The following is a 25,215-nucleotide window of genomic DNA, read 5'->3' on the forward strand; positions in this document are numbered from 1 at the left end:
CGTGCCGCCCGCGGTCGTCCTCGTCACCGGCGTCAGCCGGTGGCTGGGCGGCGCGCTGGCGGCCGAGCTCGCGGCGGACCCGGCCATCGACCGGGTCATCGGGGTGGACACCGTCCCCCCGCCCCCCGAGGTGCTCCGCCGCCTCGGGCGCACCGAGTTCGTCCGCGCCGACATCCGCAGCCCGTTGATCGGGAAGGTCATCGAGTCGGCGTCGGTGGACACCGTCGTGCACATGAACATCAGCGCCACCCCGGCCTCGGCCGGCGGGCGGGCGTCGATGAAGGAACTCAACGTCATCGGCACGATGCAGCTCCTGGCCGCCTGCCAGCGCTCCACGTCGCTGCGGCGGCTGGTGCTCAAGTCCACCAGCGCCGTCTACGGCGCCAGCTCCCGCGACCCCGCCGTCTTCACCGAGACGATGCAGGCCCGCCGTGTCCCCTCCGGCGGGTTCGCCAAGGACAGCCTGGACATCGAGGGCTACGTCCGCTCCTACGCCCGCCGCCGCCCCGACGTGGGCGTCGCGGTGCTGCGCTCCACCAACCTGATCGGCCCGCGCATCGACTCGCTGCTGTCCGGCTTCCTCCGGATGCCGGTGGTGCCGACCGCGCTCGGCTACGACGCCCGGGTGCAGCTGCTGCACGAGGACGACGCCGTGGCCGTGCTCCGGCAGGCCACCACCGGCGACTTCGTCGGCACCGTCAACGTCGGCTCGACCGGCACGGTGCTGCTGTCCCAGGCGATCCGCCGGCTGGGGCGGGTCGCGCTGCCGGTGCCCGAGCAGGCGATGGGGGCGGTCGGCCGGCTGACCCGCCGCGCCGGCCTCGTCGGCGGCTCCGTCGACTGGTCACCCGAGCAGATGCGGTTCCTCAACTTCGGCCGCGTGGTCGACACCCGGGTGCTCCGCGAGGAGTTCGGCTACACGCCGCAGTACTCCACCGAGGAGGCGCTCGCCGACTACGCCCGCACCCTGCCCCCGGTGCTCCGCCCCGAGCTCGTCGACGAGGCCGCCGCGTCGGCCCGCACCCTCCTGGGCCGGGTGGCCGGTGGCGTAGCCGTCGTCCGGTCGATCGCCGGCGACCGGCACCGTCCCGCGCCCGCGGTACCCGGACTGCGGGCGGTGCACGATGCCTGAGGCCCGGGTGATCCCGCTGCGCCCGGACGACGACCCGGTGCCGCCGCGGCAGCCGCCCGCGCCCACGTGGGAGGAGCAGCTGGCCGGTGGGGTGGAGTTCCTCCGCCGCCGGCTGACCGGCGAGTACGGCACCGACGAGTTCGGCTTCGACCCCGACCTGACCGACCACGTCCTGCTGCCGCTGCTGCGGCCCTGGTTCGAGCGCTGGTTCCGGGTCGAGACGCTCGGGCTGGAGAACGTCCCGGACACCGGCGGCGCGCTGGTGGTCGCCAACCACTCCGGCACCGTGCCGGTCGACGCGCTGATGGCCACCGTCGCGCTGCACGACGAGCACCCCTCGTCCCGGCGGCTCCGGCTGCTCGGCGCCGACCTGGTCTTCCAGGTGCCGTTCATCGGCGCCCTGGCCCGCAAGCTCGGCACCACGCTGGCCTGCAACGAGGACGCCGAGCGGCTGCTGGCCGCCGGTGAGCTGGTCGGGGTCTTCCCCGAGGGCTTCAAGGGCGTCGGCAAGCCGTTCAGCGAGCGGTACACCCTGCAGCGCTTCGGCCGCGGCGGCTTCGTCAGCGCTGCGCTGCGCACCGGGGTGCCGATCGTGCCCTGCGCCATCGTGGGCGCCGAGGAGATCTACCCGATGCTGGGCAACGCCCGCACCGCCGCGCGGCTGCTCGGCCTGCCGTACTTCCCGATCACCCCGACCTTCCCGCTGCTGGGCCCGCTGGGCGCGGTCCCGCTGCCGTCGAAGTGGTTCATCGCCTTCGGCGAGCCGATCGAGACGGCGTCCTACGGGTCGGCGGCCGCCGACGACCCGATGGTCGTGTTCAACCTGACCGACCAGGTGCGCGAGACCATCCAGCACTCGCTCTACCGGCTCCTGCTGCAGCGGCGGTCCGTCTTCAGCTGAACGAAGGACCTCGCTGCCGCCCACCCCTCGCTCCGCTCGGGGCGGGCCCCTGCAGCGGAGCCGAGACCGGGGAGGGCTCACCAGGTGGCGGGGTCCGCTCCCCAGGGGGTGCCGACGCGGGTGTAGTCGGCGGGTGCGCCGTCGAAGGCGAGCACCGGCGGCACGCAGGTGACCGCGCCGTGGTGCACCAGCGGCCAGTCGGGCTCGGCGTCCGGCGCGGCCGTCCCGCCCGGCAGGTCGAGCAGCGCACCGGCGGTGCGGGCCAGCGAGACCGCGACCCCCGGCGTGCCGCCGCCGGACCGCTGCGCCCGCAGCGCGGCCAGCACCCCGGCGGCCAGCAGGTGCCCCGTCGCGTGGTCCAGGGCCTGCGCCGGCAGCGCGCCGGGCGTCCGGCCGTCCGCGCTCTCCATCCGGGCGATCCCGGACACCGCCTGCACCAGGCTGTCGAAGCCGCGCCGGTGCGCCCACGGTCCTGACTCGCCCCAGGCGCTCACCCTGCCCACCACGATGCCCGGGTGCCGCTCGGCCAGCTGCCGCGGGGACAGCCCGAACCGGTCCAGCGCCCCGGGGCGGTAGCCGAGCAGGACCACGTCGGCGCCGGCGAGCAGCTCCTCGAACTCCGGTCGCCGCTGCGCCAGGTCGAGCACCGCGGAGCGCTTGTCCTGGTCGACGTCCACGTGCTGCCAGGGGATCTCGGCGGGCACGGGCGGGTCGACCCGGAGCACCTGGGCGCCCGCGATCGCCAGGTCGCGGCCGGCCACCGGGCCGGCGATCACCCGGGTCAGGTCGAGCACCCGGACGTCGTCCAGCGGCCGCTGCGGACCGGCCGTCCAGCCGCGCGCCGGGGCGGCGCCGAGCTCCTCCCGGACGACGAGCGGCGAGCCGGCCAGCTCCCGCGCCTGCGGGTGCGCCCGCCAGGCGTCGGCCTCCCGCACGGCGACCAGCAGCGCACCGCGCTCGGCGGCGCGCTCCTCGAGCTCGGCGGCCGTCCCGCCGGTCAGCGCCGCGGCCACCGCGTCCGGGCCGGCGTCGGCCGCCAGGTCCAGCACGTCCCGCAGCCGGGCCGCGTGGTGCGGGTAGTTGCCGTGGGTCCGCACCCAGCCGTCAGCGGTCGGCCAGAACCCGGACAGCGGGGCGAAGCCCTGCACCGGACGCCCGTCGATGCGCAGCAGCCGGTCGCCGCGGAAGGAGGCGGCGACCCGGACGCCGTCCAGCCGCACCGGCCCGGGCCGGGTGCCCCGCCGGTCGGCCAGCACCAGCTGGGCGGCCAGCGACGCGGCCCCGACGCTGCCCGCGGCCAGCTCCCCGACCGCCAGCCGGGAGGGCAGCGGCACGGGGGAGGTGTGCAGCAGCGCGAGCAGGGCCCGGTCCAGCCCCAGGGACGCCCACGCCCGGGCGGCGGAGGACACGGCCGGGCGGCTCAGAACGGCCAGCGGTTGCGGCGGCGGAGCGAGACCAGCCCGCCCACCACCCCGCCGGACAGCGCCGCGACCCCGAGCGTCGGGACGCCGATCTTGGCGGCCTTGCGCCCGGTGCGGAAGTCCTTGACCGTCCACCCCCGCGAGCGGGCGACCGCGCGCAGCTCGGAGTCGGGGTTCACCGCGACCGCGGTGCCGACCAGGCTGAGCATCGGCATGTCGTTGGTCGAGTCGCTGTAGGCGGTGCAGCGGGTGAGGTCCAGCCCCTCCCGCTCGGCCAGCGCCCGCACCGCCTGCGCCTTCGCCTCGCCGTGCATCAGCTCACCGACGAGCCGGCCGGTGAACCTGCCGTCCACCACCTCCGAGACCGTGCCGAGGGCGCCGGTCAGCCCCAGCCGGTGGGCGATGATCGAGGCCAGCTCGACGGGGGTGGCGGTGACCAGCCAGACCCGCTGGCCGGCGTCGAGGTGCTGCTGGGCGAGCAGCCGGGTGCCCGACCAGATCCGGTCGGCCATCAGCTCGTCGTAGATCTCCTCGCCGGCGTCGTGAATCTCCACGACCGACCGGCCGGCGACGAACGCCAGCGCGTTGTCCCGCACCGTGTGCATGTCGATGCTGCTCTCGGTGCCGGCGACCCGGAACTTTGCCTGCTGCCAGACGAACGAGGCGACGTCCCGGCCGGTGAAGTACTTGCGGGCGGCCAGCCCGCGGGCGAACCAGAACAGCGAGGCGCCCATCATCATCGTGTTGTCGACGTCGAAGAAGGCCGCCGCGGTGCGGTCGGGCGCGGGCGCCTCCGGCACCTCGGTCTCGGCCGCCGCGGCCGACGCCTCGCCGGCGACGACGGCGCGCGTCTCGGGGTCGGCGAGCTCGGCCCGCGTGCGCGCCGCACGGCCGCGGAAGGGCACCCGGACCACTCCGCACCACCCTCCCGGCGTCGGCTGCACCGTCGTCCGCGACCCTAGCGCCGCCGGCCGGACGCGCCGTACCGGGTCAGCAGCCGACCGTGACCAGGGTCACCGCAGGCCCTCGGGCAGCAGCGCCGCCAGCCGGCGCACGGCCCGGTGCTGCAGCGCCTTGACCGCGCCGTCCTTGCGGCCCATCGCCGCGGCGGTCTCGGCGACCGAGAGGTCCTGCAGGAAGCGCAGCTCCAGGCACTCGCGCTGGTCGGGGGACAGCTGCTGCACCCCGGCCCGCAGCTCCGCGCCGGCCAGCCGCTGCAGCACCGCGTCCTCCGGCCCCTCGGTGGCCCGGTCGGCGTCCCGCATGTCGGCGGTGGGGACCTCCAGCCGCTGGCGGCTGCTCTTGCCGTGGTCCAGCGCCAGGTTCCGGGCGATGGTGACCAGCCAGGCACCGACGTCGCGGCCCTGGAAGGTCAGCGAGTCGATCCGGCGCAGCGCGCGGACGAAGGTCTCGCTGGTGAGGTCCTCGGCCGTGGCCCGGTCGCCGACCCGGTGGCGCAGGTAGCGGAGGACGACCTCGGCGTAGCGGTCGTAGAGCTCGCCGAACGCCTCGGCGTCACCGGCCTGGGTGCGGCGGACGAGCTCCCAGACGTCCAGGTGTCCCACGGCGAGGGCGGCACCCGGGGGAGCCGACGGGGGGACCACCGGGGCGGTCCGGGGTCGCGGGACGGCGGCGCGGCCCGGCGCGGCGGCGGTGCGCAGCGCAGCAGGGACGTCGAGCCGCGGGCTGGTCATGCCGGTACCCACCTCCTCCACGCCGTCCGAGCCGGTGGCCCGGTCCCTGTGCCCGTCCCGGCGACTGCGCGCGGGGAGGCTGCGGCCCAGGGCCCATGGTGACAACATCGGGGCGCTGCGTCCACGCGACCTCCGTCTCCGGCGGTCGTCCTGCTCCCTGCGGAGGTCTCCCGTGCCGGTCGACGAGGTGCCGGCCCACGGGCTGCCGGCGGCGGGTCCCGGTGAGGTCCGGTCCTTCTCCGCGCTGGTGCGCCGGGCGGCCCGCGCCGCCGGTGACGCACCCGCGCTGGTCGCCGGCGGCACCCGGCTGACCTGGGCCGACGTCGACGAGCGGGTCGACCGGGCCGCCGCCGGCTACCGCGCCCGGGGGCTGGCGCCCGGCGACCGGGCCGCGGTGCAGCTGGGCAACACCGTCGACTGGGTGGTCGCGGTGATGGGCGCGCTGCGGGCGGGGCTGGTCGTGGTGCCGGTCAACACCGCCTACACCGACCCCGAGGTCACCCACCTGCTCACCGACTCCGGCGCGCGGCTGCTGGTGGTCGCCGCCGAGCGCCCCGAGCTGGCCGGGGTGCCGGTGAGCGTCGGCCCGCCGCACTCCGCTGACGCCGCGCCCGACGACCCGGACGACGCCGACGCCCTGGCGCTGCTGGCCTACACCAGCGGCACCACCGGACGGCCGCGCGGGGCGATGCTCAGCCACGCCGCGCTGCTGGCCAACCAGCAGCAGCTGCTGGCGCTGGACCCGCCGCCGGTGCGCACCGGCGACCGGGTGCTGCTGGTGCTGCCGCTCTTCCACGTCTACGGCTTCAACAGCGGCTGGGGGCTGGTGGCCGAGACCGCCGCCTGCGCCGTGCTGGTCGAGGAGTTCGACCCGGTCGCCACGCTGCAGCTGATGGCGGCCGAGGACGTCACCGCCGTCCCCGGCGCCCCGCCGATGTACGCCGCCTGGCTGGCGGTCGCCGACGCCGCCGGGAGCGACGCGGTGCTCCGCCGCGGGTTCGCCGCCGTGCGCACCGCCAGCTGCGGCGCCGCCCCGATGCCCGGCGCCCTGTTCGAGGCGATGCGCACCCGGGCCGCGGTCACCGTCTGGGAGGGCTACGGGCTCACCGAGGCCGCACCGGTGCTGGCCAGCACGCTGGCCACCGGCCGGGCCAAGCCCGAGTGCATCGGCGGCCCGCTGCCCGGCGTCGAGCTCACCCTGCGCGACACCGCCGGCGGCCCGACCGCCGGACCCGACCCGGGCACCCGGGTCCGCGAGGACGTCTTCGGCGACCCGTTCGCCGACGACGACCACGACGGCGACGAGGCCGGCGAGCTGTGCGCCCGCGGGCCGAACCTGTTCCGCGGCTACTGGCCCGACGGCGCCGACGGGCCGGACGCCGACGGCTGGCTGCTCACCGGTGACATCGCCTACCGGGACGCCGACGGGGACCTCAAGCTCGTCGACCGGCGCCGCGACCTGGTGCTGGTCAGCGGCTTCAACGTGTACCCCGGTGAGGTCGAGCGCGTCCTGGGCGAGCACCCGGGGGTGGCCGAGAGCGCGGTCATCGGGGTGCCGGACCCGCGCACCGGCGAGGCCGTGCACGCCGTCGTCGTCCGCGCCCCCGGCGCCCCGGAGGTGACCGAGGCGGCGCTCCGCGAGCACGCCGGCCGGTCGCTGGCCCGGTTCAAGGTGCCGGTCGCGGTCCACTTCGTGCCCGAGCTGCCGCACTCGCTGGCGGGCAAGGTGAGCCGGGCGCGGCTGCGCGAGCTCGGGCTGGAGCGGGCGGCGGCGGCCGCCGCCGACGAGGAGGCGCCCCGTGGCTGAGCCGGTCACCGTGCAGCTGCTCACCCGGCAGGGCTGCCACCTGTGCGTGGTCGCCGAGGAGACGCTCGGCCGGGTCGCCGCGGAGGCAGGGGCGCCGGTCGAGCTGGTCGACGTCGACGCCGACCCCGAGCTCCAGGCCGAGTACGGCGACCGGGTGCCGGTCGTGCTGCTCGACGGGCGCGAGCACAGCCACTTCACCGTGGACGTCGTCCGGCTGCGGCGCGACCTCGGGCTCCCCCCGGCCTGACCCCGCCGGAGCCGCCCTGCGGGCCCCAAGAGGGGGCCGGGTAGCGTGGTCCTGGACACAGCAGAGCGCCCCGACCTGCACGGACGGCGTCGGCGACTTTGTTCAGGAGTTCACAAGCGGTTACCGTGGGGTTCGCCGGGCGCCGTCGCGCCCGCGTCCCGAAGTCCCTCCCGAGCGTCCCCGGCCCCGGCCGGAGCGCGTTCGGATCGCTGTGGAGTCTGCCCGTGTCGGAGTCGCGGCCCCGGATCGTCCCGGAGGCCACCGTTGCCCGGTTGGCCGTGTACCTGCGGGTGCTGGCCGGCCTCGCCGACGGCGGCCGCAGTCACGTCTCGTCGGGAGAGCTGGCCTCCGCGGCCGGCGTCAACCCCGCGGGGCTGCGCAAGGACCTGTCCTACCTGGGCCCCTGCGGCGTGCGCGGCGTGGGCTACTCGATCAACGGCCTGCGGGACCGGCTGACCGAGGTGCTCGGCGGCGAGCGGTCCCGGCCGTGCGTGCTGGTCGGCATCGGCCGGCTCGGCTCGGCGCTGGCCGACTACAGCGGGTTCGCCAGCCGCGGCTTCCAGTTCGCCGGGCTGCTCGACAGCGACCCGCGGTCGGTGGGCAGCGAGGTCGGCGGCCTGACCGTCCGCCCCGTGGAGGACCTGGAGGCCGTCGTCGCCGAGACCCGGGCCTCCATCGGGGTCATCACGACACCGGCCGAGGTGGCCCAGTCGGTCTGCGACCGGCTGGTCGCGGCCGGGGTGAGGAGCATCTTGAACTTCGCGCCGGTGGCGTTGACGGTGCCTGCGGGCGTCGACGTCCGGAAGGTCGACCTCTCGGTGGAGCTGCAGGTGCTGGCCTTCCTGGACCAGCAGCGCGACGGCTCGGCGCCGGTGGTGGCGGCGCTGCGCGCCACGGGCGGTGCGCGATGAGCCTCCTCGCCGTCGGGATCAGCCACCAGACCGCGCCGGTCGCGCTGCTCGAGCAGGTCAGCATGTCCGGTGACGACACCGTGAAGACGCTGCACGAGCTGGTCGACTCCGAGCACGTCTCCGAGGCCCTCGTGCTCGCCACCTGCAACCGGATCGAGGTCTTCGCCGAGGTCGACCGGTTCCACGGCGGGATCACCGACGTCAGCCGGGTGCTCGCCCGGCACGCCGGCGCCACGGTGGAGGAGCTCTCCCCGTACGTCACCGTCTACTACGAGGACCAGGCGATCGGGCACCTGTGCACCGTCGCCGCGGGACTGGACTCGATGGTCGTCGGCGAGACCCAGGTGCTCGGCCAGCTCCGGGCCGCCTACGCGCTGGCCCAGGAGGAGGGCACCGTCGGGCGGGAGCTGCACCCGATCGCCCAGCGGGCGCTCCGGGTCGGCAAGCGGGTGCACGCCGAGACCGGCATCGACAAGGCCGGCGCCTCGCTGGTCTCCGTCGCGCTGGACCGGGTCACCCGCACCCTCGGGGACCTCGCCGGCCGGCCGGTCCTCGTCGTGGGCGCGGGGTCGATGGGCGCCCTGGCGGCGACCACCCTGGCCCGCCGCGGCGCCGCCGTCACCGTCAGCAGCCGGACGCCGGCCAGCGCGGCCCGCCTCGCCGAGTCCGTCGGTGGGCGCCAGGCCGACCTCGACGACCTGGCCGCGGAGCTCACCGCCGCCGACGTGCTGGTCACCTGCACCGGTGCCACCGGCACGGTCATCGGCACCGACGTCGTCACCACCGCGCTCGCCGGCCGGGCCGGCCGGCCCCTGGCGATCGTCGACCTGGCCCTGCCCCGCGACGTCGACGCCGCGGTCGCCGGCCTGCCGGGCGTGCACGTCGTGGACCTGGCGATGCTGCAGGGGGAGCGCGCCGCCGACCCCGGCCGCCCGGTCGCCGGGTCGGTCGCCGCCGACGACATCGCCGCCGCGCACGCCCTGGTCGAGCTGGAGACCTCGCTGCTGCGGGCCGAGCGGCAGGCCGCCACCGTGGCCCCGACGGTCTCCGCGCTGCGCAGCCAGGCCGCCGACGTGGTGGACGCGGAGCTGCTGCGGCTGTCGACCCGGCTCCCGGACCTGGACGCCAAGGCCCGCAGCGAGATCGCCCGCACCGTCCGCCGGGTGGTCGACAAGCTGCTGCACGAGCCCACCGTGCGGGTGAAGGAGCTGGCCGGCGCCCCCGGCGGCACCGACTACGCCGACGCGCTCCGGGCGCTGTTCGGGCTCGGGCTCGACGGCGACACCGCCAGCCTCTCCCGCGCCGTCACCGTCGACCCCGAGCTGCCCGCCGGGACGACGCTGTCGGCCCTGGACGTCCTCTCGGTCGAGGGGAGCCCGGAGTGACCGGCCTGCAGACGGCGACGCTGCGCCTGGGCACCCGGGCCAGCCAGCTCGCGCTCACCCAGTCCCAGCACGTCGCCGACGCGCTCACCGCGACCAGCGGGCTGCCGGTCGAGCTGGTGCACGTCAGCACCTACGGCGACCGGTCGACCGAGGCGATCGCCCAGCTGGGCGGCACCGGGGTGTTCGTCAGCGCGCTGCGCGACGCCCTGCACGCCGGCACCGTCGACCTGGCCGTGCACAGCTTCAAGGACCTGCCGACCGCGCCCACCCCCGGGCTGACCGTGGCCGCCGTCCCGCCGCGGGAGGACCCGCGCGACGTGCTGGTCGCCCGTGACGGCCTCACCCTCGGCGAGCTGCCCCGCGGCGCCCGGATCGGCACCGGCGCCCCGCGGCGCACGGCCCAGCTGCTGGCCCTCGGGCTGGGCCTGGAGGTCGTGCCGATCCGCGGCAACGTCGACACCCGGATGGGCAAGGTCACCTCCGGCGAGCTGGACGGCGTCGTGCTCGCCCGCGCCGGGCTGTCCCGGCTGGGCCGGCTGTCGGCGGTCACCGAGGTGCTCGACCCGATCCAGGTGCTGCCCGCGCCGGCGCAGGGCGCCCTGGCGGTGGAGTGCCGCAGCGACGACCCCCGCGTCGTGGAGCTGCTCGCCGCCCTCGACGACGACGCCGCCCGCTCGTGCGTGGCCGCCGAGCGCTCGGTGCTCGCGGCGCTGGAGGCCGGCTGCAGCGCGCCGGTCGCGGCCTACGCCGAGCTGGCCGAGGCCGAGGACGGCAGCGCCGAGCTGTGGCTGCGCGCCTCGGTGACCGCGATCGACGGCAGCGACGCGGTCCGCGACTCGATCTCCGGACCGGCCGCCGAGGCCGAGTCCCTGGGCCGGCGGCTGGCCGCCGAGCTGCTCGACCGGGGCGCCGCCGCCCTCATGGCCGGTGCCCGGTGAGCTCCCCCCGGTGGGCCGCCCGGCCCGCCCCCACCCGTCCCGCACCACCCGCAGCGACCCCCACCCGGGGCAGGAACAGGAGCACGCGATGACGCGCTCACGCAAGCAGAACGGCAACGGCAAGGGCACGGTCGTCTTCGTCGGCGCCGGTCCCGGCGACCCGGAGCTGCTGACCGGCCGCGCCACCGCCGCGATCGCCGGCGCCGACGTGGTCCTCGTCGACGCCGACGTCTCGACCGCCGTCGTCGAGGCCGTGCGCGAGGCGCACCCCGACCTCGAGCTGACCACCGTCAGCGGGGAGCCCGCCGAGGTCGCCAAGGGCGCCGTGGCCGCGGCGAAGAACGGCAACGTCGTCGTCCGGCTGGTCGCCGGTGACCCGTTCACCAGCGACGCCGTGGTCAAGGAGGCGCTCGCGGTCACCCGCACCAGCGTCGCCTTCGACGTGGTCCCCGGCGTCGCCATCGGCACCGCGGTGCCCGCCTACGCCGGCGTGCCGCTGGGCGCGGGCTCCATCCAGGCCGACCTGCGTGCGGTCGACGCGTCGGTGGACAGCGCCGGTCAGCTGGCCGCGCTCGCCGCCGCCGTGACCGGCACCGGCAGCCCGCTGGTGCTGCAGGCCAACGCCGACCAGCTGGCCGCCACGGCGGCCGCGCTGGTCGAGGGCGGGCTGTCGGGCAACACCGCGGTCGTCGTCACCACCGAGGGCACCGGCACCGCGCAGAAGAGCGTGGCCGGCAAGCTCGGCGCCGTCGCCGAGAAGTCCGCCGGGATGGACACCCTCACCGGTCCGGTCGTGGTCACCGTCGGCGCGGTCGTCGACAAGCGCGCCAAGCTCTCCTGGTGGGAGAGCCGGCCGCTGTTCGGCTGGCGCGTGCTGGTGCCGCGCACCAAGGAGCAGGCCGGCGACATGAGCGACCGGCTGCGCGCCTACGGCGCCGTGCCGGTCGAGGTGCCGACCATCGCCGTCGAGCCGCCCCGCAGCCCGGCCCAGATGGACCGCGCGGTCAAGGGCCTGGTCACCGGCCGCTACGGCTGGATCGTCTTCACCTCGACCAACGCGGTGCGGGCCGTCCGGGAGAAGTTCACCGAGCTCGGCCTGGACGCCCGCGCGTTCGCCGGGGTCAAGGTGGCCTGCGTCGGCCAGCAGACCGCCGACGCCGTGCGCGAGTTCGGCATCGTGCCGGAGCTGGTGCCGACCGGCGAGCAGACCAGCGAGGGCCTGCTGGCCGACTTCCCGCCCTACGACGACGTGTTCGACCCGATCGACCGGGTGCTGCTGCCCCGCGCCGACATCGCCACCGAGACCCTCGCCGCCGGCCTCAAGGAGCGCGGCTGGGAGATCGACGACGTCACCGCCTACCGCACCGTCCGGGCGGCGCCGCCGGCGGCCGCGGTGCGCGAGGCGATCAAGGGCGGCGGCTTCGACGCCGTCTGCTTCACCTCCTCCAGCACCGTGCGCAACCTGGTCGGCATCGCCGGCAAGCCGCACGCGCGCACCGTCGTCTCGGTGATCGGCCCGGCCACCGCGGCCAGCGCCACCGAGTTCGGCCTGCGCGTCGACGTGCAGCCCGAGGTCGCCGCGGTCGGCCCGCTGGTCGACGCCCTGGCCGAGTTCGCCCAGGCGCGGCGGGCCGAGGCGGAGGGCGGCGAGGGCCAGTGACCGGCGGCGCCGACCCCGGCTTCGCCCGGGGCCGCCGGCTGCGCTCGACCCCGGCGATGCGCCGGTGGACCGCGCAGACCCGGCTGTCCCCGGCTGACTTCGTGCTGCCGGTCTTCGTCAAGGAGGGCATCACCGAGCCGGTCCCGATCAGCTCGATGCCCGGCGTCGTCCAGCACACGACGGACTCGCTGCGGAAGGCCGCGCACGAGGCGGCCGAGGCCGGCATCAGCGGGCTGATGCTGTTCGGGATCCCCGCCGAGAAGGACGCCGTCGGCTCCCAGGCCGACGCCGCCGACGGGATCGTGAACGTCGCGCTGCAGCAGCTGCGGGCCGACCTCGGCGACGAGCTGGTGCTGATGGCCGACCTGTGCCTGTGCGAGTACACCGACCACGGGCACTGCGGCGTGGTCACCCCGGCCGGCGTCGTGGACAACGACCCGACGCTGGACCGCTACGCCGCGGTGGCGATCGCCCAGGCCCGGGCCGGGGCGCACGTCATCGCCCCCAGCGGGATGATGGACGGTCAGGTCGCCGCGATCCGGGCCGGGCTGGACAGCGCGGCGTACACCGAGACGCCGGTGCTGGCCTACGCGGCCAAGTACGCCTCGGGCTTCTACGGCCCGTTCCGCGAGGCCGCCGAGGGGGCGCCGCAGTTCGGCGACCGCTCGACGTACCAGATGGACCCGCCCAACGCCGCCGAGGCGCTGCGCGAGGTCGCCCAGGACCTGGCCGAGGGCGCCGACGCCGTCATGGTCAAGCCGGCGCTGCCGTACCTGGACATCGTCCGGCAGGTCGCCGACGCCGTCGACGTGCCGGTGAGCGCCTACCAGGTCAGCGGCGAGTACGCGATGGTCGAGGCGGCCGCCGCGAACGGCTGGATCGACCGGCGGCGGGCCGTGCTGGAGACGCTGACCGCCATCCGCCGGGCGGGCGCCGGCTCGGTGCTCACCTACTGGGCGGTCGAGGCCGCCCGGTGGGTGCGATAAGGACCCCCTTGCCCCCCACCACTCGCAAGCTCGCGGCGGGACCCTGCAAGGGGGCCGTCCAGCACCGCGCGAGCCGCACAGCAGCGCCTGGGAGAGTGGGACCGTGACCGAGCCCTACCCGTACGAGGCCCCTGCGTCGGCCGAGCTCTTCGCCCGGGCGCAGCGGGTGACCCCGGGCGGGGTGAACTCCCCGGTGCGCGCCTTCCGCGCGGTCGGCGGCACCCCGCGGTTCATGGCGTCGGGGTCCGGCGCCTGGCTCACCGACGCCGACGGGCGCCGCTACGTCGACCTGGTCGCCTCCTGGGGCCCGATGATCCTGGGCCACGGGCACCCCGAGGTCGTCGCCGCGGTCACCGCCGCCGCCCGCAACGGCTTCACCTTCGGCACCCCGACCGCCGCCGAGGCGGAGCTGGCCGAGGAGATCGCCGGCCGGGTCGCCCCGGTCGAGCGCGTCCGGCTGGTCAACTCCGGCACCGAGGCGGTGCTGTCCGCCGTCCGGCTGGCCCGCGGGTACACCGGCCGGCCGCTGGTCGTGAAGTTCGCCGGCTGCTACCACGGCCACGTCGACGCGCTGCTGGCCTCGGCGGGCTCCGGGGTGGCCACCCTGGGTCTGCCGGACACCCCCGGCGTCACCACCGGCGCCGCCGCCGACACCATCGTCGTGCCGTACAACGACGTGGCCGCGGTCGAGGCGGTGTTCGCCGAGCGCGGCGACCAGATCGCCTGCGTCGTCACCGAGGCGGCCGCGGGCAACATGGGGGTCGTCCCGCCGCTGGACGGCTTCAACGCCCACCTGCGCCGGATCACCGCCGCCGCCGGCGCGCTGCTGCTGGTCGACGAGGTGATGACCGGCTTCCGGGTGTCCCGGTCCGGCTGGTACGGCCTCGACCCGGTCGACGCCGACCTGTTCACCTTCGGCAAGGTCATGGGCGGCGGGATGCCCGCGGCGGCCTTCGGCGGCCGGGCCGACGTGATGGAGCAGCTGGCGCCGTCCGGCCCGGTCTACCAGGCCGGCACGCTGGCCGGGAACCCGGTCGCGGTCGCCGCCGGGCTGACCACGCTGCGGCTGTGCACCGACGACGTGTACGCCCACTGCGACCAGGTCGCCGCCACCCTGCGCGGTGCGGCCAGCGCCGCGCTGTTCGCCGCCGGCGTCCCGCACCGGGTGCAGCAGGCCGGCTCGATGTTCTCGGTCTTCTTCGTGCCCGACGAGCGCCAGGTGCGCGACTACGACGACGCCCGCAGCCAGGACGTGGCCGCGCACACCGCCTTCTTCCACGCCATGCTCGCCCGCGGCGTCTACCTGCCGCCCTCGGCGTTCGAGGCGTGGTTCGTCAGCGCCGCGCTGGACGACGAGGCGGTGGCGCACGTGCTCGCCGCCCTGCCCGCCGCCGCCGAGGCCGCCGCGGCCGCCGCCGGCGGCTCGGCCCCGCCCGCCGCACGAGACGCCCTGGAGCTGCAGCCGTGAGCGAGACGACCGTCGTCCACCTGATGCGGCACGGCGAGGTCTTCAACCCGGCCGGCGTGCTCTACGGCCGGCTGCCCGGCTACCGGCTCTCCGACGCCGGCGAGGCCATGGCCCGCACCGCCGCGGCCTGGTTCGCCGACCGGGGCGACGTCACCCACCTGGTCGCCAGTCCGCTCGAGCGGGCGCAGCAGACGGCGCAGCCCATCGCGGAGGCCCTCGGCCTGACGACCGCCACCGACGAGCGGCTGATCGAGGCCGGCAACTCCTTCGAGGGCAAGACCTTCGGTGTGGGCGACGGCTCGATGAAGCACCCGGAGAACTGGTGGCGGCTGCGCAACCCGTGGAAGCCGTCCTGGGGCGAGCCGTACCGGGAGATCGCCGCCCGGATGCTGGGCGCGATCGCCACCGCCCGGGACGCCGCCCGCGGGCACGAGGCGGTCTGCGTGAGCCACCAGCTGCCGATCTGGACCGTGCGGCTGCACCTGGAGGGCCGGCGCTACCTGCACGACCCCCGCCGCCGCGAGTGCGGGCTGGCCAGCGTCACCTCGCTGGTCTACTCCGGCGACCAGCTCGTCCGGCTGGAGTACGCCGAGCCAGCCGGGGCCACCGACCCGGACGCGGTGCCCGGTGCGTAGGTCGCTGCTCGCGCTGCTCGCCGCCGGTGCCGCCCTCGCCGGGTGCGCCAGCGGTGAGGGCGAGGCCGTCGACGTGAACAACGGCGGCGAGTTCCGCTTCGTCGCGGGCACCCCCGCGGGCGAGCTGATCCCCGCGGGAGAGCGGGAGACCGCGCCGGACTTCTCCGGCACCCTGCTCGACGGCGCGGACTTCTCCTCCGCCGAGCTGGCCGGCGAGGTGGCCGTGCTCAACTTCTGGGGCTCGTGGTGCCCGCCCTGCCGGGTGGAGACCCCGCAGTTCCAGGAGGTCTACAGCGAGGTCGCCGACGACGGCGTGCAGTTCCTCGGGCTGAACGTGAAGGACCAGCTGCAGCAGGCGGTGGCCTTCTTCGACAGCAAGGCGATCACCTTCCCCTCGCTGTTCGACCCCAAGGGCGAGGTCGCGCTGGCGTTCCGGGGGTTCCCGGCCACCGCGATCCCCTCGACGATCGTGCTGGACCCCGACGGCCGCGTCGCCGCGGTGTACACCGGAGAGGTCCGGCAGGACGACCTGCGCACCACGATCGACCAGCTGCTCGGGGAGGGGTGACGTGGCCGAGGGCATCACCGACCTGGTGACCGACGGTCCGCTGCTGCTCGCGGCTGCGGTGGCCATGCTGGCCGGGCTGATCAGCTTCGCCTCGCCGTGCGTGCTGCCGCTGGTGCCCGGCTACCTGTCCTACGTCACCGGCCTCGTCGGCAGCGGCGCCCCGGCCGGCACCCGGACGACGGCCCCTGCGCCGGCCGGGGCGGGTTCGGTCGCCACCGCCGTGCGCACCGACGAGCGGCCCAGCCGCGGCCGGATGGTCACCGGGGCGCTGCTGTTCGTGCTCGGCTTCACGGTGGTCTTCGTCGTGCTGAGCACCGCCGTCGGTGGCCTCGGCCGGGTGCTGCTGCAGCACAACGACACGATCACCCGGGTGCTCGGCGTGGTCACGATCGTCGTCGGCCTGGGCTTCCTGGGGTGGTTGCCGCTGCTGCAGCGCACCGCCCGGATGAGCGCCCGGCCCGCCGTCGGCCTCGCCGGGGCGCCGCTGCTCGGCGTCGTGTTCGGGCTGGGCTGGACCCCGTGCCTCGGGCCGACGCTCACTGCGGTCAACTCGCTGGCCTTCACCGAGGCCAACGCCGGCCGGGGCGCGCTGCTGGGCGTCGCCTACTGCCTCGGCCTGGGCGTGCCGTTCGTGCTCGTCGCCCTCGGCGCCCGCTGGGCCGTCGGCGCCACCTCGTTCCTGCGCACCCACGCCCGCACGGTCACCCGGGTCGGCGGCGTCGTGCTGGTCGCCGTCGGGCTGATGCTGGTGACCGGCGCCTGGACCGAGCTCATGCAGTGGCTGCGCGGCTGGCTGGCCGCGACCGGGCTCGGAGAGGGGGCGCCGCTGTGATCGAGCTCGCGAGATCACCGAGGTGCACCGCAGCACTGCTCGCAGTGCCGACGAGCGCCGGCGAGGAGGTGCTGTGAGCACCGTCGCGCCGCCGCGGCCTGCGGCGCCGGCCACCCCGCCGTCCCGCCCCTCGCCCGGCCGCCGGGTGCTCGCCCGGCTGCTCCGCTGGTGGCGGCAGCTCACCGCCATGCGCACCGCGCTGGTGCTGCTGTTCCTGCTGGCCGTCGCCGCCATCCCCGGCTCGCTGCTGCCGCAGCGCTCGCTGTCGCAGAACAACGTCGCCCAGTACTTCGTGGACAACCCGACGCTGGCGGAGTGGCTCGACCGGCTCTACCTGTTCGACGTCTTCAGCTCGCCGTGGTTCGCCGCCATCTACCTGCTCCTGTTCCTCTCGCTGATCGGCTGCGTCGTCCCGCGGGCGATCGAGCACGGCCGCACGCTGTTCACCCCGCCGCCGGCCGCGCCCCGGCACCTGCACCGGCTGCCCGAGCACGCCGAGCTGCCCACCGAGCTGCCCGGCGCCACCGCGCTGGACGTCGTCGAGGAGGAGCTGCGGGTCCGCCGGTTCCGGGTGGTGCGCCGCGAGGGCCGCGCCGGACCGGAGGTGTCGGCGGAGAAGGGCTACCTGCGCGAGACCGGCAACGTGCTGTTCCACCTCTCCCTGCTGGCCCTGCTGCTCGGACTGGCCGGCGGCAAGCTGTGGGGCTACGAGGGCAGCATCCTGGTCACCGAGGGCCAGGGCTTCTGCAACTCCTTCCAGCAGTACGACACCTACTCCTCGGGGCCGCTGGTCGACAGCGACTCGATGGCCGACCTGTGCGTCGACCTGACGGACTTCCAGGCCACCTACGAGGACGACCTCACCGCGTCGTCCTACACCGCCGACATCGGCTACGGCCCGGCCGGCGGCGGCAGCGACCGGGAGACCACGATCGGGGTCAACGACCCGCTGCGCACCGACGGCGAGCGGGTCTACGTCACCGGCCACGGCTACAGCCCCGAGTTCAGCATCACGCTGCCCGACGGGACGGCGTTCACCGACCTGTCCGCGCCGTTCCTGCCCGCCGACCAGGGCACCCTCGCCAGCCAGGGCGTGCTCAAGGTGCCCGACCTCGGGGCGGGCTCCACCGACCAGCTGGCGATCGAGGGCTTCTTCGCGCCGACCGGGGTGCTGCAGAGCGGCGGGGTGCTCACCTCCGTCGACCCCCGGCCGCTCGACCCGCAGGTCGCCGTCGTCGTCTACACCGGCTACCTGGGCCTGGACTCGGGGCTGCCGCAGTCGGTGTACTCCCTCGACCAGCGGCAGATCGACCGAGGCCTGCTGACCGAGCAGGCCTCGGGCAACCTGGCGGTGGGGGAGTCGCTGACGCTCCCCGACGGCACGGTCGTCACCTTCAGCGGCTACCAGGAGTTCGCGGCGATGCAGCTGTCGCACGACCCCGGTCAGGTGTGGGTGCTGGCCGCGTCGATCGCCGTGCTGCTGGGCCTGATCGGCATGCTGATGGTCCGCCGCGAGCGGGTGTTCGCCCGCCCCGGCCCGGCCTCCGACGGCGGGGGTACGGTGCTGTCGATCGGCTCGTTGACCCGCGGCAGCGCCGACACCGGTCCTCGGTTCACCGCGCTGGCCGACGACGTCCGGGCTGCGCTGGCCGCCCGTGCTCCCGCGGCCGCCGCCGCACCCACTGCCGCCGCCGCACCCACTGCCCACGAGGAGGCACCGCCGTCGTGATCGACGAGTCGCTCGCCCGGTTGTCCGACACCTTCTTCACGATCACGGTGGTCGTCTACTCGCTGGCCGTCGTCGCGTTCTGCGCCGAGCTGGCGTTCGGGCGCCCGGCCCGCGAGCGGCAGCTGGTCGCCGCCGGCGGCGCGTCGCCGGCCGACGCGGACGCCCTGCCCGAGCCGCCCCGCGCCCGCCGGCTGGGCGCGGTCGCCATGCTGCTGACCGGCGCCGGCCTGCTCACCCACGCCGCCGTGGTGGTCACCCGCGGGCTCGCCGCCGACCGGCTGCCCTGGGGCAACATGTACGAGTTCACGACGGTCGTCGTGCTCGTGGCCGTCGTCGCCTACGTCGTGCTCGCGGTCCGGGCACCGGAGCTGCGGCACATCGGGCTGTTCGTCATGGGCCCGGTCGTGGTCTCCATGGCGCTGATCCGGATGGTGCTCTACGTCGAGACCGGCCCGCTCGTCGCGGCGCTGCGGTCCTGGTGGCTCGCGGTGCACGTGAGCACCGCGACGCTGGGCTTCGGCATCTTCTTCGTCAGCGGCATCGTCTCGGTGCTGTACCTGGTGCAGAGCCGCCGCGAGGACCGCGCCGCCGCCGAGGGCCCGCTCGCGCCCTCCCTGCTGGACCGGCTGCCGTCGGCCGCGGCGCTGGACCGCACGGCCCACCGCACCGCCGTCTTCGGCTTCCCCATCTGGACCTTCGCGGTCATCGCCGGCGCCATCTGGGCCGAGAGCGCCTGGGGCCGGTTCTGGGGCTGGGACCCGAAGGAGACCTGGGCCTTCATCGCCTGGGTCGTGTACGCCGCCTACCTGCACGCCCGGACGACGTCCGGCTGGCGCGGCCGGCCCTCGGCGTGGGTCAACGTCGTCGGCCTGGCGGTCATGGTCTTCAACCTGCTGTACGTGAACTTCGTGTCCACCGGGCTGCACAGCTACGGCGGCGTCAGCTGACGTCGTCCGGGTGAGGCGGGGCCCTCACCGTCGGTCACGTCCGGGTGACACCGGCCGCCGGCCAGCCGCGGGGCCGCCCGGCGCGCCCTGGCCCGTGGCATCCTGGGCGCATGACCGAGCCCTGTGGTGATCACCGTGGGTAGGCACGCGGCGGACGACGGCGCGGCTGTCGACCCCCTCGTGGCAGCCGCGCTGGACCGGCTCCCCACCGCGGCGGCCGGGGCCGCACGGCACGGCCGGGAGCCGCGGGCGCTCACCGCGACCGGCACCGAGGGCGGCCTCGGCTGGCCCGGTGACCCGGCCGACGGCACCGGCCTGGGCTGGCCCGGCGACCGGCCGGCCAGCGGGCAGTCGGTGCGCAGCCCCGCCCCGCGCCGGACCGGCTGGCGGCGGCTCTTCGGCGGGTCGAGCAGAGCCGCCTGAACGAGGACCCGCTGCCCCCCACCACGGGCGAGCTCGCGGCGGGGCCCGGCAGCGGGGGCGTGAGCGGCCTTACGCGGGGGAGCCGTCGTCCCGGCGGGTGCGGCGCTCCAGCTCGCGCAGGAACTCCGGGTCGTCGTCGGGCGCCAGCGGCCGGGTGGTGGGCCGCTGTGCCCGCGGGCGCCGCGGCGGGCGCTCAGGTCGGCCGATGCCCCCCTGCCCACCGCTCTGGGCGGCTGCAGCACGCATCACGAGCACGACCACGGCCACCGCGATCAGCATCATCACCAGGAAGACCATCAGGCCACCCCCCTCGTCGTCCCCCAATGTACGACCGCGGCGATACTCGGGGGCGGTGATCCCGCCCGACCGGGGTCGGATCGCCGTCCGGGCCGGTGTCCGGGCGGGCGCGAGGACCGGAGGGGCGTCATCGACGCGGTGGACGAGCAGCTGATCAGCCTGCTGCGGGCCAACGGGCGGGCCAGCTGGGCCGAGCTCGCCCGGCAGGTCGGGCTGTCGGCCCCCTCGGTGCACGAGCGGGTGGGCAAGCTCGAGGCGGCCGGCGTGATCACCGGCTACCAGGCGGTCGTCGACCCGGCGGCTGTGGGCCTGGGCGTGACCGCCCTGGTCGGTGTGATCGAGAGCGACCAGGTCGACGACACCGGCCTGGAGGAGGCCCTCGCGGCGCTCCCGTCGGTGGAGGACTGCTGGCGGGTCGCCGGCAGCGAGGGGTACGTGCTCAAGGTCCGGGTGCCCGACATCCGGGCGCTGGAGGACACCATCAGCGCGCTGAACCGGGTCCGGGGCGTCGCACGCACCCGGACCACCGTCGTGCTGTCGACCAAGTGGGAGGGCCGTCGTGGTTGAACCGATCGGGCCGGGCGGGGACGACCAGCCGAAGGTGCTGAAGTGGTTCCTGCTCTACACGCTCGGGCGGCTGGTCATCGCCGCCGCCCTGATCGCCCTGCTGTGGGTGCTGGGGCTGCCGGGCACCCCGGGCTTCCTCTTCGGGGTGCTGCTGTCCATGCCGGTGTCGTTCCTGGTGCTCGGCCGGGTGCGCACGCAGCTCACCAGCGCGCTCGTGGCGCGGCAGGAGCGCAAGGAGGTGCTGCGCACCCAGCTGCGCGGCACCGAGACCGACGGCCTCAGCTGAGGGCGAGGCCGGCGCCCAGCAGGACGCCGACGGCGAGGGTGAGCTGCCCGGTCGCCTTGAGGGCGCCGATCAGCACCGGCCCGCGGCCGCCACCGGTGACCGTGCGCACCGGCGGCACCGCCAGCGGCAGCGCCAGCAGGCCGAGCAGGGCCCAGGGCCGGGCGACGCCGATGGCCGCGATGGTGCCGAAGACGACGACGAGCAGCCCGACGTAGGCGACGCGGGTGCGGTCCTCGCCGAGCAGCACGGCCAGCGTCCGCTTGCCGACGGCGGCGTCGCCGTGCACGTCGCGCAGGTTGTTGACCACGAGCAGCGACACCGAGCACAGCCCGATCGGGACGGCGGCGGCGAAGGCCAGCCCGTCGAGCGACTCGGTCTGGCCGAAGGTGGTGCCGACCACGGCGACCAGGCCGAAGAAGACGAAGACGAAGACCTCGCCCAGCGCCCGGTAGCCGTAGGGGATCGGCCCGCCGGTGTAGGTCCAGGCGGCCAGGATGCTGATCGCGCCGACCGCGACCAGCCACCAGCTGGAGACCGCGGCCAGCGCCAGGCCGGCCAGCGCCGCGACGGCGAACGCCAGCCCGGCGGCGACCAGGACCTGGCGCGCGGTGGCCGCCCCGGAGCCGACCAGCCGCATCGGCCCGACCCGGTCGGCGTCGGTGCCGCGCCGGCCGTCGGAGTAGTCGTTGGCGTAGTTCACCGCCACCTGCAGGGCGAGCGCGACGAGCAGCGCCAGCAGCGCCGGGACGAGCCGGAAGCCGTCGAGGGCGGCGGCGACGCCGGTGCCGACGAGGACCGGGGCGACGGCGGCCGGCAGGGTGCGGGGGCGGGCACCCTCCAGCCATTCGGCTGCGGTGGTCACGGGTGTCCTCCAAGGGTGCGCAGGACTGCGCGGCGGTCGGGCTTGCCGGTGTGCAGGGTCGGGACGGCGTCGACCAGCGACAGCTCGCGCGGGGCGGCGGCGGCGCCGAGCCGCGCGGCGACCCAGGGCCGCAGCTCGGCCAGGTGCGGCACGGCGCCCGCGGCCGGCACGACGACCGCGACCACGCGCTGCCCCCACTCCGGGTCGGGCAGGCCGGTGACGACGGCGTCGACGACCGCGGGGTGCTCGCGGAGCGCAGCCTCCACCGCCTGCGGGGAGACGTTGACGCCGCCGCTGACGACCACGTCGTCCAGCCGGCCGTGCACGGTCAGCGTGCCGTCGGGGGAGAGCGAGCCGGCGTCCCGGGTGCGGAACCAGCCGTCCACGAAGGCGTCCGCGGTGCCGGCCGGGTCGAGCCGGTAGCCGTGCGCCAGCAGCGGCCCGGTGAGCTCGACCCCCTCGGCCACCCGGACCGCGACGCCGTCCAGCGGGCGCCCGTCGTACACGCAGCCGCCGGCGGTCTCGCTCATGCCGTAGGTGGTGCGCACGCGCACGCCGGCGGCGCGGGCGTCGGCGAGCAGCGCGGGGTCGGTGGCGGCCCCGCCGACGAGCACCGCGTCGAAGGCGGCGAGCGCCCCGGGTTCGGCGGCCAGGGACCGGCGCAGCTGGGTGGGCACCAGCGAGAGGTACCGGCGGTCGCCGGCCGGCAGCCGGGCCAGGCCGGCCGCGAGCGGCTCGCCGCGGCCGAGCACCACGGGCTCCCGGTCCGCCAGCGCGGTGCGCACCAGCACCTGCAGGCCGCCGACCGCCGACGCGGGCAGCGCCAGCAGCCAGCTGCCCGGCCCGCCGAGCCGGTCGTGCGTGGCGGCGGCCGAGGCGCGCAGCGCGGTGGCCGACAGCAGCACGCCCCGCCCGCCGCCGGTCGAGCCGGAGGTGACGACGACCAGGTCCGTGCCCGGCTCCAGCGGCTCGTCGGCCCGGAGCACCGCACGGGCGGCGTCCGCGGGCCCGGGGCCGGCGGGGAGCACGGCCAGCGGGGCGTCGCCGTCCAGGGCGCGCCGAAGGGCGGGCCAGACGGTGCCGAGCACGCCCGCGGCGTCCTCGGGGGGCGGCGCGGGCACGAGGGTCAGCTGCCGGGCCACAAGGGGTCAGGCTACGGCGCGCGGCGCGGGCGCCGGTCAGAACAGGTCGGGCACCAGGGCCAGGGCGACGAACCGGATCGCCCGGCCCACGAGGCAGGCGACGACGAAGGCCCGCACGCTCATCTTCGACGTCCCGGCGTAGAAGGCGATCGCCAGCAGCGGCGGGATGCCCACCGATCCGCTGAGCAGCACCACGGCGGGTCCCCAGCGGCCCGACAGCAGGGCGATGCCCAGCGCGTTGACCCGCTTGAGCCAGCGCCCGACCGGCCGGAGCGCCCGCCGGACCGGCCCGCCCGGCGGCTCCACCCCGGCCTCCTCGGCCGCGGTGATCTCGGCGGCCTCCTTGGCGCCGCGCTCGCGCAGCCGCTCCAGCCAGCGGGAGCTGGCCGCGCCGCGGGCGGTGTAGAACAGCAGCACCTTGCCCACGGTCTGCCCGACCGCGGCGGCGAGCGCGGAGGCCACCGCGACGGTCGGCGACCGGGTGACGGCCACGCCGATGACGTAGGCCTCGACCGGCAGGAACGGCGTGACCGCGGAGACCGCGCCGACCAGCAGGCCCAGCGCGACGAGGCCGATCGTGCCGGCGTCAGGCACGGGCGGCGGCGGCGCCCTGCGGCACGTGCGGGGTGTCGGTGGGCACGGTCAGCCGGAGCACCCGGCCCAGCGACCAGACCTTGACCAGCAGCACCGTGGAGGCGGCGACCAGCGCGACCCGCTGGTCGGGCACGAAGACCAGCAGCGTGATCAGCAGGGTGGTGTTGGTGACCTTCGCGACCACGTGCCAGTTGAGCGTGTAGGCCAGCGGGTCGATCAGGTAGAAGTAGTTGGGCGAGAGCACCGGCCAGCGCATCGGCAGCAGGGTCAGCGGCAGGTCGACGACGACGAACTGGAACAGGAAGACCGCGACCGGCCAGGGCGCGTCGATGAACAGCAGCAGCACCAGCGCGCAGCTGATGCAGTTGATGCGGTCGCAGACCACGTCGAACACCGCGCCGAACCGGGTCTCCTGGTGCCGCCAGCGGGCGATGTTGCCGTCGGCGGAGTCCCCGACCCAGTACACGAGGTAGGCGGCCAGCAGCCACGGCCAGGAGTGCTGGACGGCGGCGACGGTCACCAGCACCAGCGAGGCGACGGTCCGGACGACGGTGGCCGCGTTGGCGGCGTTGAGCAGCTGGCGGGGGTCCTCGCAGCCGCAGCCGCGCACGCCGCACCGGGCGGGCAGGCCGGGCCGGCGCGGGGTGAGGTCGCCGGCCGGCCGGGGTGCCGTCTGGTGGGCCACGGTGACCTCCGGGGGTTCGGGTGCGCCGGTCGGCGCCGCGTGCACGCTATGGGTCTGCCCCGGGGGCGCACCAGGTCAGGGCCCGAGTCTCCCGCAGCAGCACGCCTAGGCTGTCACCCGTGCCGACGACCAGCCGGGAGGACGCCCCGGCCAGCGCCCCCGGGCAGCTGGAGGCGCACGTCTGGTCGGTGCCGATGCGCACCCGGTTCCGCGGCCTCGACGTCCGGGACGGCGTGCTGGTGCAGGGCCCGGCCGGCTGGGGCGAGTTCTCGCCGTTCTGGGACTACGACGTCGCGGAGAGCCGCCGCTGGTGGCGGAGCGCCCACGAGGCCGCCGTCCTGGGCTGGCCCGACCCGGTGCGCGGCAGCGTGCCGGTGAACGTCACGGTGCCCGCGGTCGGCCCCGCGCAGGCGCACGCGATCGTCAGCGCCTCGGGGTGCCGGACGGCGAAGGTGAAGGTGGCCGAGCCCGGGCAGACCGAGGCCGACGACGACGCCCGGGTGGAGGCGGTGCGGGACGCGCTGGGCCCGGCCGGCGCGATCCGGGTGGACGCGAACACCGCCTGGGACGTCGACACCGCGGTCCGCCGGATCACCGCGCTGGACCGCTACGGCCTGGAGTACGTCGAGCAGCCCTGCGCCACGGTCGAGGAGCTCGCCGCGGTGCGCCGGCGGATCGACGTCCGGGTCGCCGCCGACGAGGTCGTGCGCCGGGCGGCCGACCCCCGCCGGGTGGCGCTGGCCGGGGCCGCGGACGTCGTGGTGCTCAAGGTGCAGCCGCTGGGCGGGGTGCGGGCCGCGCTGGAGGTGGCCGAGGCGCACGGGCTGCCGTGCGTGGTGTCCTCGGCGCTGGAGTCCTCGGTCGGGATCGCCGCCGGGGTGGCGCTGGCGGCGGCGCTGCCCGAGCTGCCGTTCGCCTGCGGGCTGGCCACCGTGGCGCTGTTCACCGGCGACGTCACCAGCGAGCCGCTGCTGCCCGTGGACGGCGCGCTGCCGGTCGCCCGCCCGGCGCCGGACCGGCTGGCCGAGGTGACCGCGGACGCCGCCACCGACCGGCGGTGGCGCGAGCGGCTCGCCGCCGTGCTGGGCCCGTGAGCAG

27 protein-coding genes are annotated in these 25,215 nt (G+C 76.2%); 19 read left to right on the forward strand and 8 right to left on the reverse strand.

Features of this window, described 5'->3' with window-relative positions:
* Position 1 precedes the first annotated feature (1 nt).
* Together HL054_RS13360 and HL054_RS13365 are read left to right on the forward strand one after the other, a co-directional pair.
* A complete protein-coding gene (locus tag HL054_RS13360) occupies positions 2-1,132 on the forward strand; it encodes an NAD-dependent epimerase/dehydratase family protein (RefSeq protein ID WP_369139501.1) in 1,131 nt (376 codons plus the stop codon).
* Positions 1,125-2,033, forward strand: a complete 909-nt coding sequence (locus HL054_RS13365; RefSeq protein WP_369139502.1) for a lysophospholipid acyltransferase family protein — start codon at positions 1,125-1,127, stop codon at positions 2,031-2,033. Before HL054_RS13360 ends, HL054_RS13365 begins: the two co-directional genes overlap by 8 nt.
* 77 nt (positions 2,034-2,110) lie before the next feature.
* On the opposite strand, the gene HL054_RS13370 is transcribed toward HL054_RS13365, so the two are convergent.
* The 3 genes from HL054_RS13370 to HL054_RS13380 all read right to left on the reverse strand — a co-directional run bounded on the left by HL054_RS13370 (position 2,111) and on the right by HL054_RS13380 (position 5,148).
* Positions 2,111-3,442, reverse strand: coding sequence for a CoA transferase (locus HL054_RS13370; RefSeq protein WP_369139503.1), 1,332 nt, complete (start codon positions 3,440-3,442; stop codon positions 2,111-2,113).
* 11 nt (positions 3,443-3,453) lie between these two features.
* Complete coding sequence (locus HL054_RS13375; protein WP_369139504.1) at positions 3,454-4,368, reverse strand: HAD family hydrolase; 915 nt, start codon at positions 4,366-4,368, stop codon at positions 3,454-3,456.
* A 99-nt stretch (positions 4,369-4,467) separates the two neighbouring features.
* Positions 4,468-5,148 (reverse strand): sigma-70 family RNA polymerase sigma factor, encoded by a 681-nt coding sequence (locus HL054_RS13380; RefSeq protein ID WP_369139505.1) that lies wholly within the window; start codon positions 5,146-5,148, stop codon positions 4,468-4,470.
* A gap of 172 nt (positions 5,149-5,320) precedes the next feature.
* Here HL054_RS13380 and HL054_RS13385 point away from each other — a divergent pair, with 172 nt between their 5' ends.
* The 14 genes from HL054_RS13385 to HL054_RS13450 all read left to right on the forward strand — a co-directional run bounded on the left by HL054_RS13385 (position 5,321) and on the right by HL054_RS13450 (position 19,684).
* A complete protein-coding gene (locus tag HL054_RS13385) occupies positions 5,321-6,955 on the forward strand; it encodes an AMP-binding protein (RefSeq protein ID WP_369139506.1) in 1,635 nt (544 codons plus the stop codon).
* Positions 6,948-7,202 carry a glutaredoxin family protein gene (locus tag HL054_RS13390; protein WP_369139507.1) on the forward strand — a complete coding sequence of 85 codons (255 nt, stop codon included), beginning with the start codon at positions 6,948-6,950 and terminating at the stop codon, positions 7,200-7,202. Before HL054_RS13385 ends, HL054_RS13390 begins: the two co-directional genes overlap by 8 nt.
* Positions 7,203-7,426: 224 nt before the next feature.
* Positions 7,427-8,113 (forward strand): redox-sensing transcriptional repressor Rex, encoded by a 687-nt coding sequence (locus HL054_RS13395; protein ID WP_369139508.1) that lies wholly within the window; start codon positions 7,427-7,429, stop codon positions 8,111-8,113.
* Positions 8,110-9,498, forward strand: a complete 1,389-nt coding sequence (locus HL054_RS13400; RefSeq protein WP_369139509.1) for a glutamyl-tRNA reductase — start codon at positions 8,110-8,112, stop codon at positions 9,496-9,498. The genes HL054_RS13395 and HL054_RS13400 overlap by 4 nt, the downstream gene beginning before the upstream one ends.
* A complete protein-coding gene (gene hemC / locus HL054_RS13405) occupies positions 9,495-10,436 on the forward strand; it encodes a hydroxymethylbilane synthase (RefSeq protein ID WP_369139510.1) in 942 nt (313 codons plus the stop codon). The genes HL054_RS13400 and hemC overlap by 4 nt, the downstream gene beginning before the upstream one ends.
* Before the next feature lie 88 nt (positions 10,437-10,524).
* Positions 10,525-12,096, forward strand: a complete 1,572-nt coding sequence (locus HL054_RS13410) for a uroporphyrinogen-III synthase (protein ID WP_369139511.1) — start codon at positions 10,525-10,527, stop codon at positions 12,094-12,096.
* Positions 12,093-13,082, forward strand: coding sequence for a porphobilinogen synthase (hemB, locus tag HL054_RS13415; RefSeq protein WP_369139512.1), 990 nt, complete (start codon positions 12,093-12,095; stop codon positions 13,080-13,082). The genes HL054_RS13410 and hemB overlap by 4 nt, the downstream gene beginning before the upstream one ends.
* A 103-nt stretch (positions 13,083-13,185) precedes the next feature.
* A complete protein-coding gene (gene hemL, locus HL054_RS13420; RefSeq protein WP_369139513.1) occupies positions 13,186-14,550 on the forward strand; it encodes a glutamate-1-semialdehyde 2,1-aminomutase in 1,365 nt (454 codons plus the stop codon).
* Positions 14,547-15,185, forward strand: a complete 639-nt coding sequence (locus tag HL054_RS13425; protein ID WP_440347934.1) for a histidine phosphatase family protein — start codon at positions 14,547-14,549, stop codon at positions 15,183-15,185. Before hemL ends, HL054_RS13425 begins: the two co-directional genes overlap by 4 nt.
* Positions 15,178-15,753, forward strand: coding sequence for a TlpA family protein disulfide reductase (locus tag HL054_RS13430; RefSeq protein ID WP_369139514.1), 576 nt, complete (start codon positions 15,178-15,180; stop codon positions 15,751-15,753). The genes HL054_RS13425 and HL054_RS13430 overlap by 8 nt, the downstream gene beginning before the upstream one ends.
* Position 15,754: 1 nt before the next feature.
* Positions 15,755-16,585 (forward strand): cytochrome c biogenesis CcdA family protein, encoded by an 831-nt coding sequence (locus HL054_RS13435; RefSeq protein ID WP_369139515.1) that lies wholly within the window; start codon positions 15,755-15,757, stop codon positions 16,583-16,585.
* Between the two features lie 73 nt (positions 16,586-16,658).
* Positions 16,659-18,314, forward strand: a complete 1,656-nt coding sequence (gene resB, locus HL054_RS13440; RefSeq protein ID WP_369139516.1) for a cytochrome c biogenesis protein ResB — start codon at positions 16,659-16,661, stop codon at positions 18,312-18,314.
* Positions 18,311-19,261 carry a c-type cytochrome biogenesis protein CcsB gene (gene ccsB / locus HL054_RS13445; RefSeq protein WP_369139517.1) on the forward strand — a complete coding sequence of 317 codons (951 nt, stop codon included), beginning with the start codon at positions 18,311-18,313 and terminating at the stop codon, positions 19,259-19,261. Before resB ends, ccsB begins: the two co-directional genes overlap by 4 nt.
* 180 nt (positions 19,262-19,441) lie before the next feature.
* Positions 19,442-19,684, forward strand: a complete 243-nt coding sequence (locus HL054_RS13450; RefSeq protein ID WP_369139518.1) for a hypothetical protein — start codon at positions 19,442-19,444, stop codon at positions 19,682-19,684.
* A gap of 69 nt (positions 19,685-19,753) precedes the next feature.
* Here HL054_RS13450 and HL054_RS13455 read toward each other — a convergent pair whose 3' ends face one another.
* A complete protein-coding gene (locus HL054_RS13455; RefSeq protein ID WP_369139519.1) occupies positions 19,754-19,981 on the reverse strand; it encodes a hypothetical protein in 228 nt (75 codons plus the stop codon).
* Between the two features lie 138 nt (positions 19,982-20,119).
* Here HL054_RS13455 and HL054_RS13460 point away from each other — a divergent pair, with 138 nt between their 5' ends.
* Positions 20,120-20,548, forward strand: coding sequence for an Lrp/AsnC family transcriptional regulator (locus tag HL054_RS13460; RefSeq protein WP_369139520.1), 429 nt, complete (start codon positions 20,120-20,122; stop codon positions 20,546-20,548).
* Complete coding sequence (locus tag HL054_RS13465; RefSeq protein WP_369139521.1) at positions 20,541-20,834, forward strand: DUF4229 domain-containing protein; 294 nt, start codon at positions 20,541-20,543, stop codon at positions 20,832-20,834. Before HL054_RS13460 ends, HL054_RS13465 begins: the two co-directional genes overlap by 8 nt.
* On the opposite strand, the gene HL054_RS13470 is transcribed toward HL054_RS13465, so the two are convergent.
* From HL054_RS13470 to HL054_RS13485, 4 genes are read right to left on the reverse strand one after another with little or no spacing between them, the layout of a single operon-like run.
* Positions 20,827-21,696 carry a 1,4-dihydroxy-2-naphthoate polyprenyltransferase gene (locus tag HL054_RS13470; protein WP_369139522.1) on the reverse strand — a complete coding sequence of 290 codons (870 nt, stop codon included), beginning with the start codon at positions 21,694-21,696 and terminating at the stop codon, positions 20,827-20,829. The genes HL054_RS13465 and HL054_RS13470 overlap by 8 nt on opposite strands.
* Positions 21,693-22,838, reverse strand: coding sequence for an o-succinylbenzoate--CoA ligase (gene menE / locus HL054_RS13475; protein ID WP_369139523.1), 1,146 nt, complete (start codon positions 22,836-22,838; stop codon positions 21,693-21,695). Before menE ends, HL054_RS13470 begins: the two co-directional genes overlap by 4 nt.
* Before the next feature lie 36 nt (positions 22,839-22,874).
* Positions 22,875-23,432: a hypothetical protein gene (locus HL054_RS13480; RefSeq protein ID WP_369139524.1), complete on the reverse strand. Its 558-nt coding sequence runs from the start codon at positions 23,430-23,432 to the stop codon at positions 22,875-22,877.
* Positions 23,425-24,117 carry a CDP-alcohol phosphatidyltransferase family protein gene (locus tag HL054_RS13485; RefSeq protein WP_369139525.1) on the reverse strand — a complete coding sequence of 231 codons (693 nt, stop codon included), beginning with the start codon at positions 24,115-24,117 and terminating at the stop codon, positions 23,425-23,427. Before HL054_RS13485 ends, HL054_RS13480 begins: the two co-directional genes overlap by 8 nt.
* A gap of 119 nt (positions 24,118-24,236) precedes the next feature.
* Here HL054_RS13485 and HL054_RS13490 point away from each other — a divergent pair, with 119 nt between their 5' ends.
* Entirely contained in the window at positions 24,237-25,211 is a 975-nt protein-coding gene (locus tag HL054_RS13490) for an o-succinylbenzoate synthase (RefSeq protein ID WP_369139526.1), read from the forward strand.
* The last annotated feature ends 4 nt before the right edge of the window (positions 25,212-25,215 follow it).

Origin of the sequence: Modestobacter versicolor (assembly GCF_041028285.1) — a bacterium.
In the GTDB taxonomy this organism is placed as follows: domain Bacteria; phylum Actinomycetota; class Actinomycetes; order Mycobacteriales; family Geodermatophilaceae; genus Modestobacter; species Modestobacter versicolor_A.

Bases quoted from the DNA above. Each gene is read 5' to 3' on its own strand.
- HL054_RS13365 (WP_369139502.1), top strand. From the start codon at position 1,125: ATGCCTGAGGCCCGGGTGATCCCGCTGCGCCCGGACGACGACCCGGTG.
- HL054_RS13380 (WP_369139505.1), bottom strand. From the start codon at position 5,148: ATGACCAGCCCGCGGCTCGACGTCCCTGCTGCGCTGCGCACCGCCGCC.
- HL054_RS13400 (WP_369139509.1), top strand. From the start codon at position 8,110: ATGAGCCTCCTCGCCGTCGGGATCAGCCACCAGACCGCGCCGGTCGCG.
- HL054_RS13410 (WP_369139511.1), top strand. From the start codon at position 10,525: ATGACGCGCTCACGCAAGCAGAACGGCAACGGCAAGGGCACGGTCGTC.
- HL054_RS13455 (WP_369139519.1), bottom strand. From the start codon at position 19,981: ATGGTCTTCCTGGTGATGATGCTGATCGCGGTGGCCGTGGTCGTGCTC.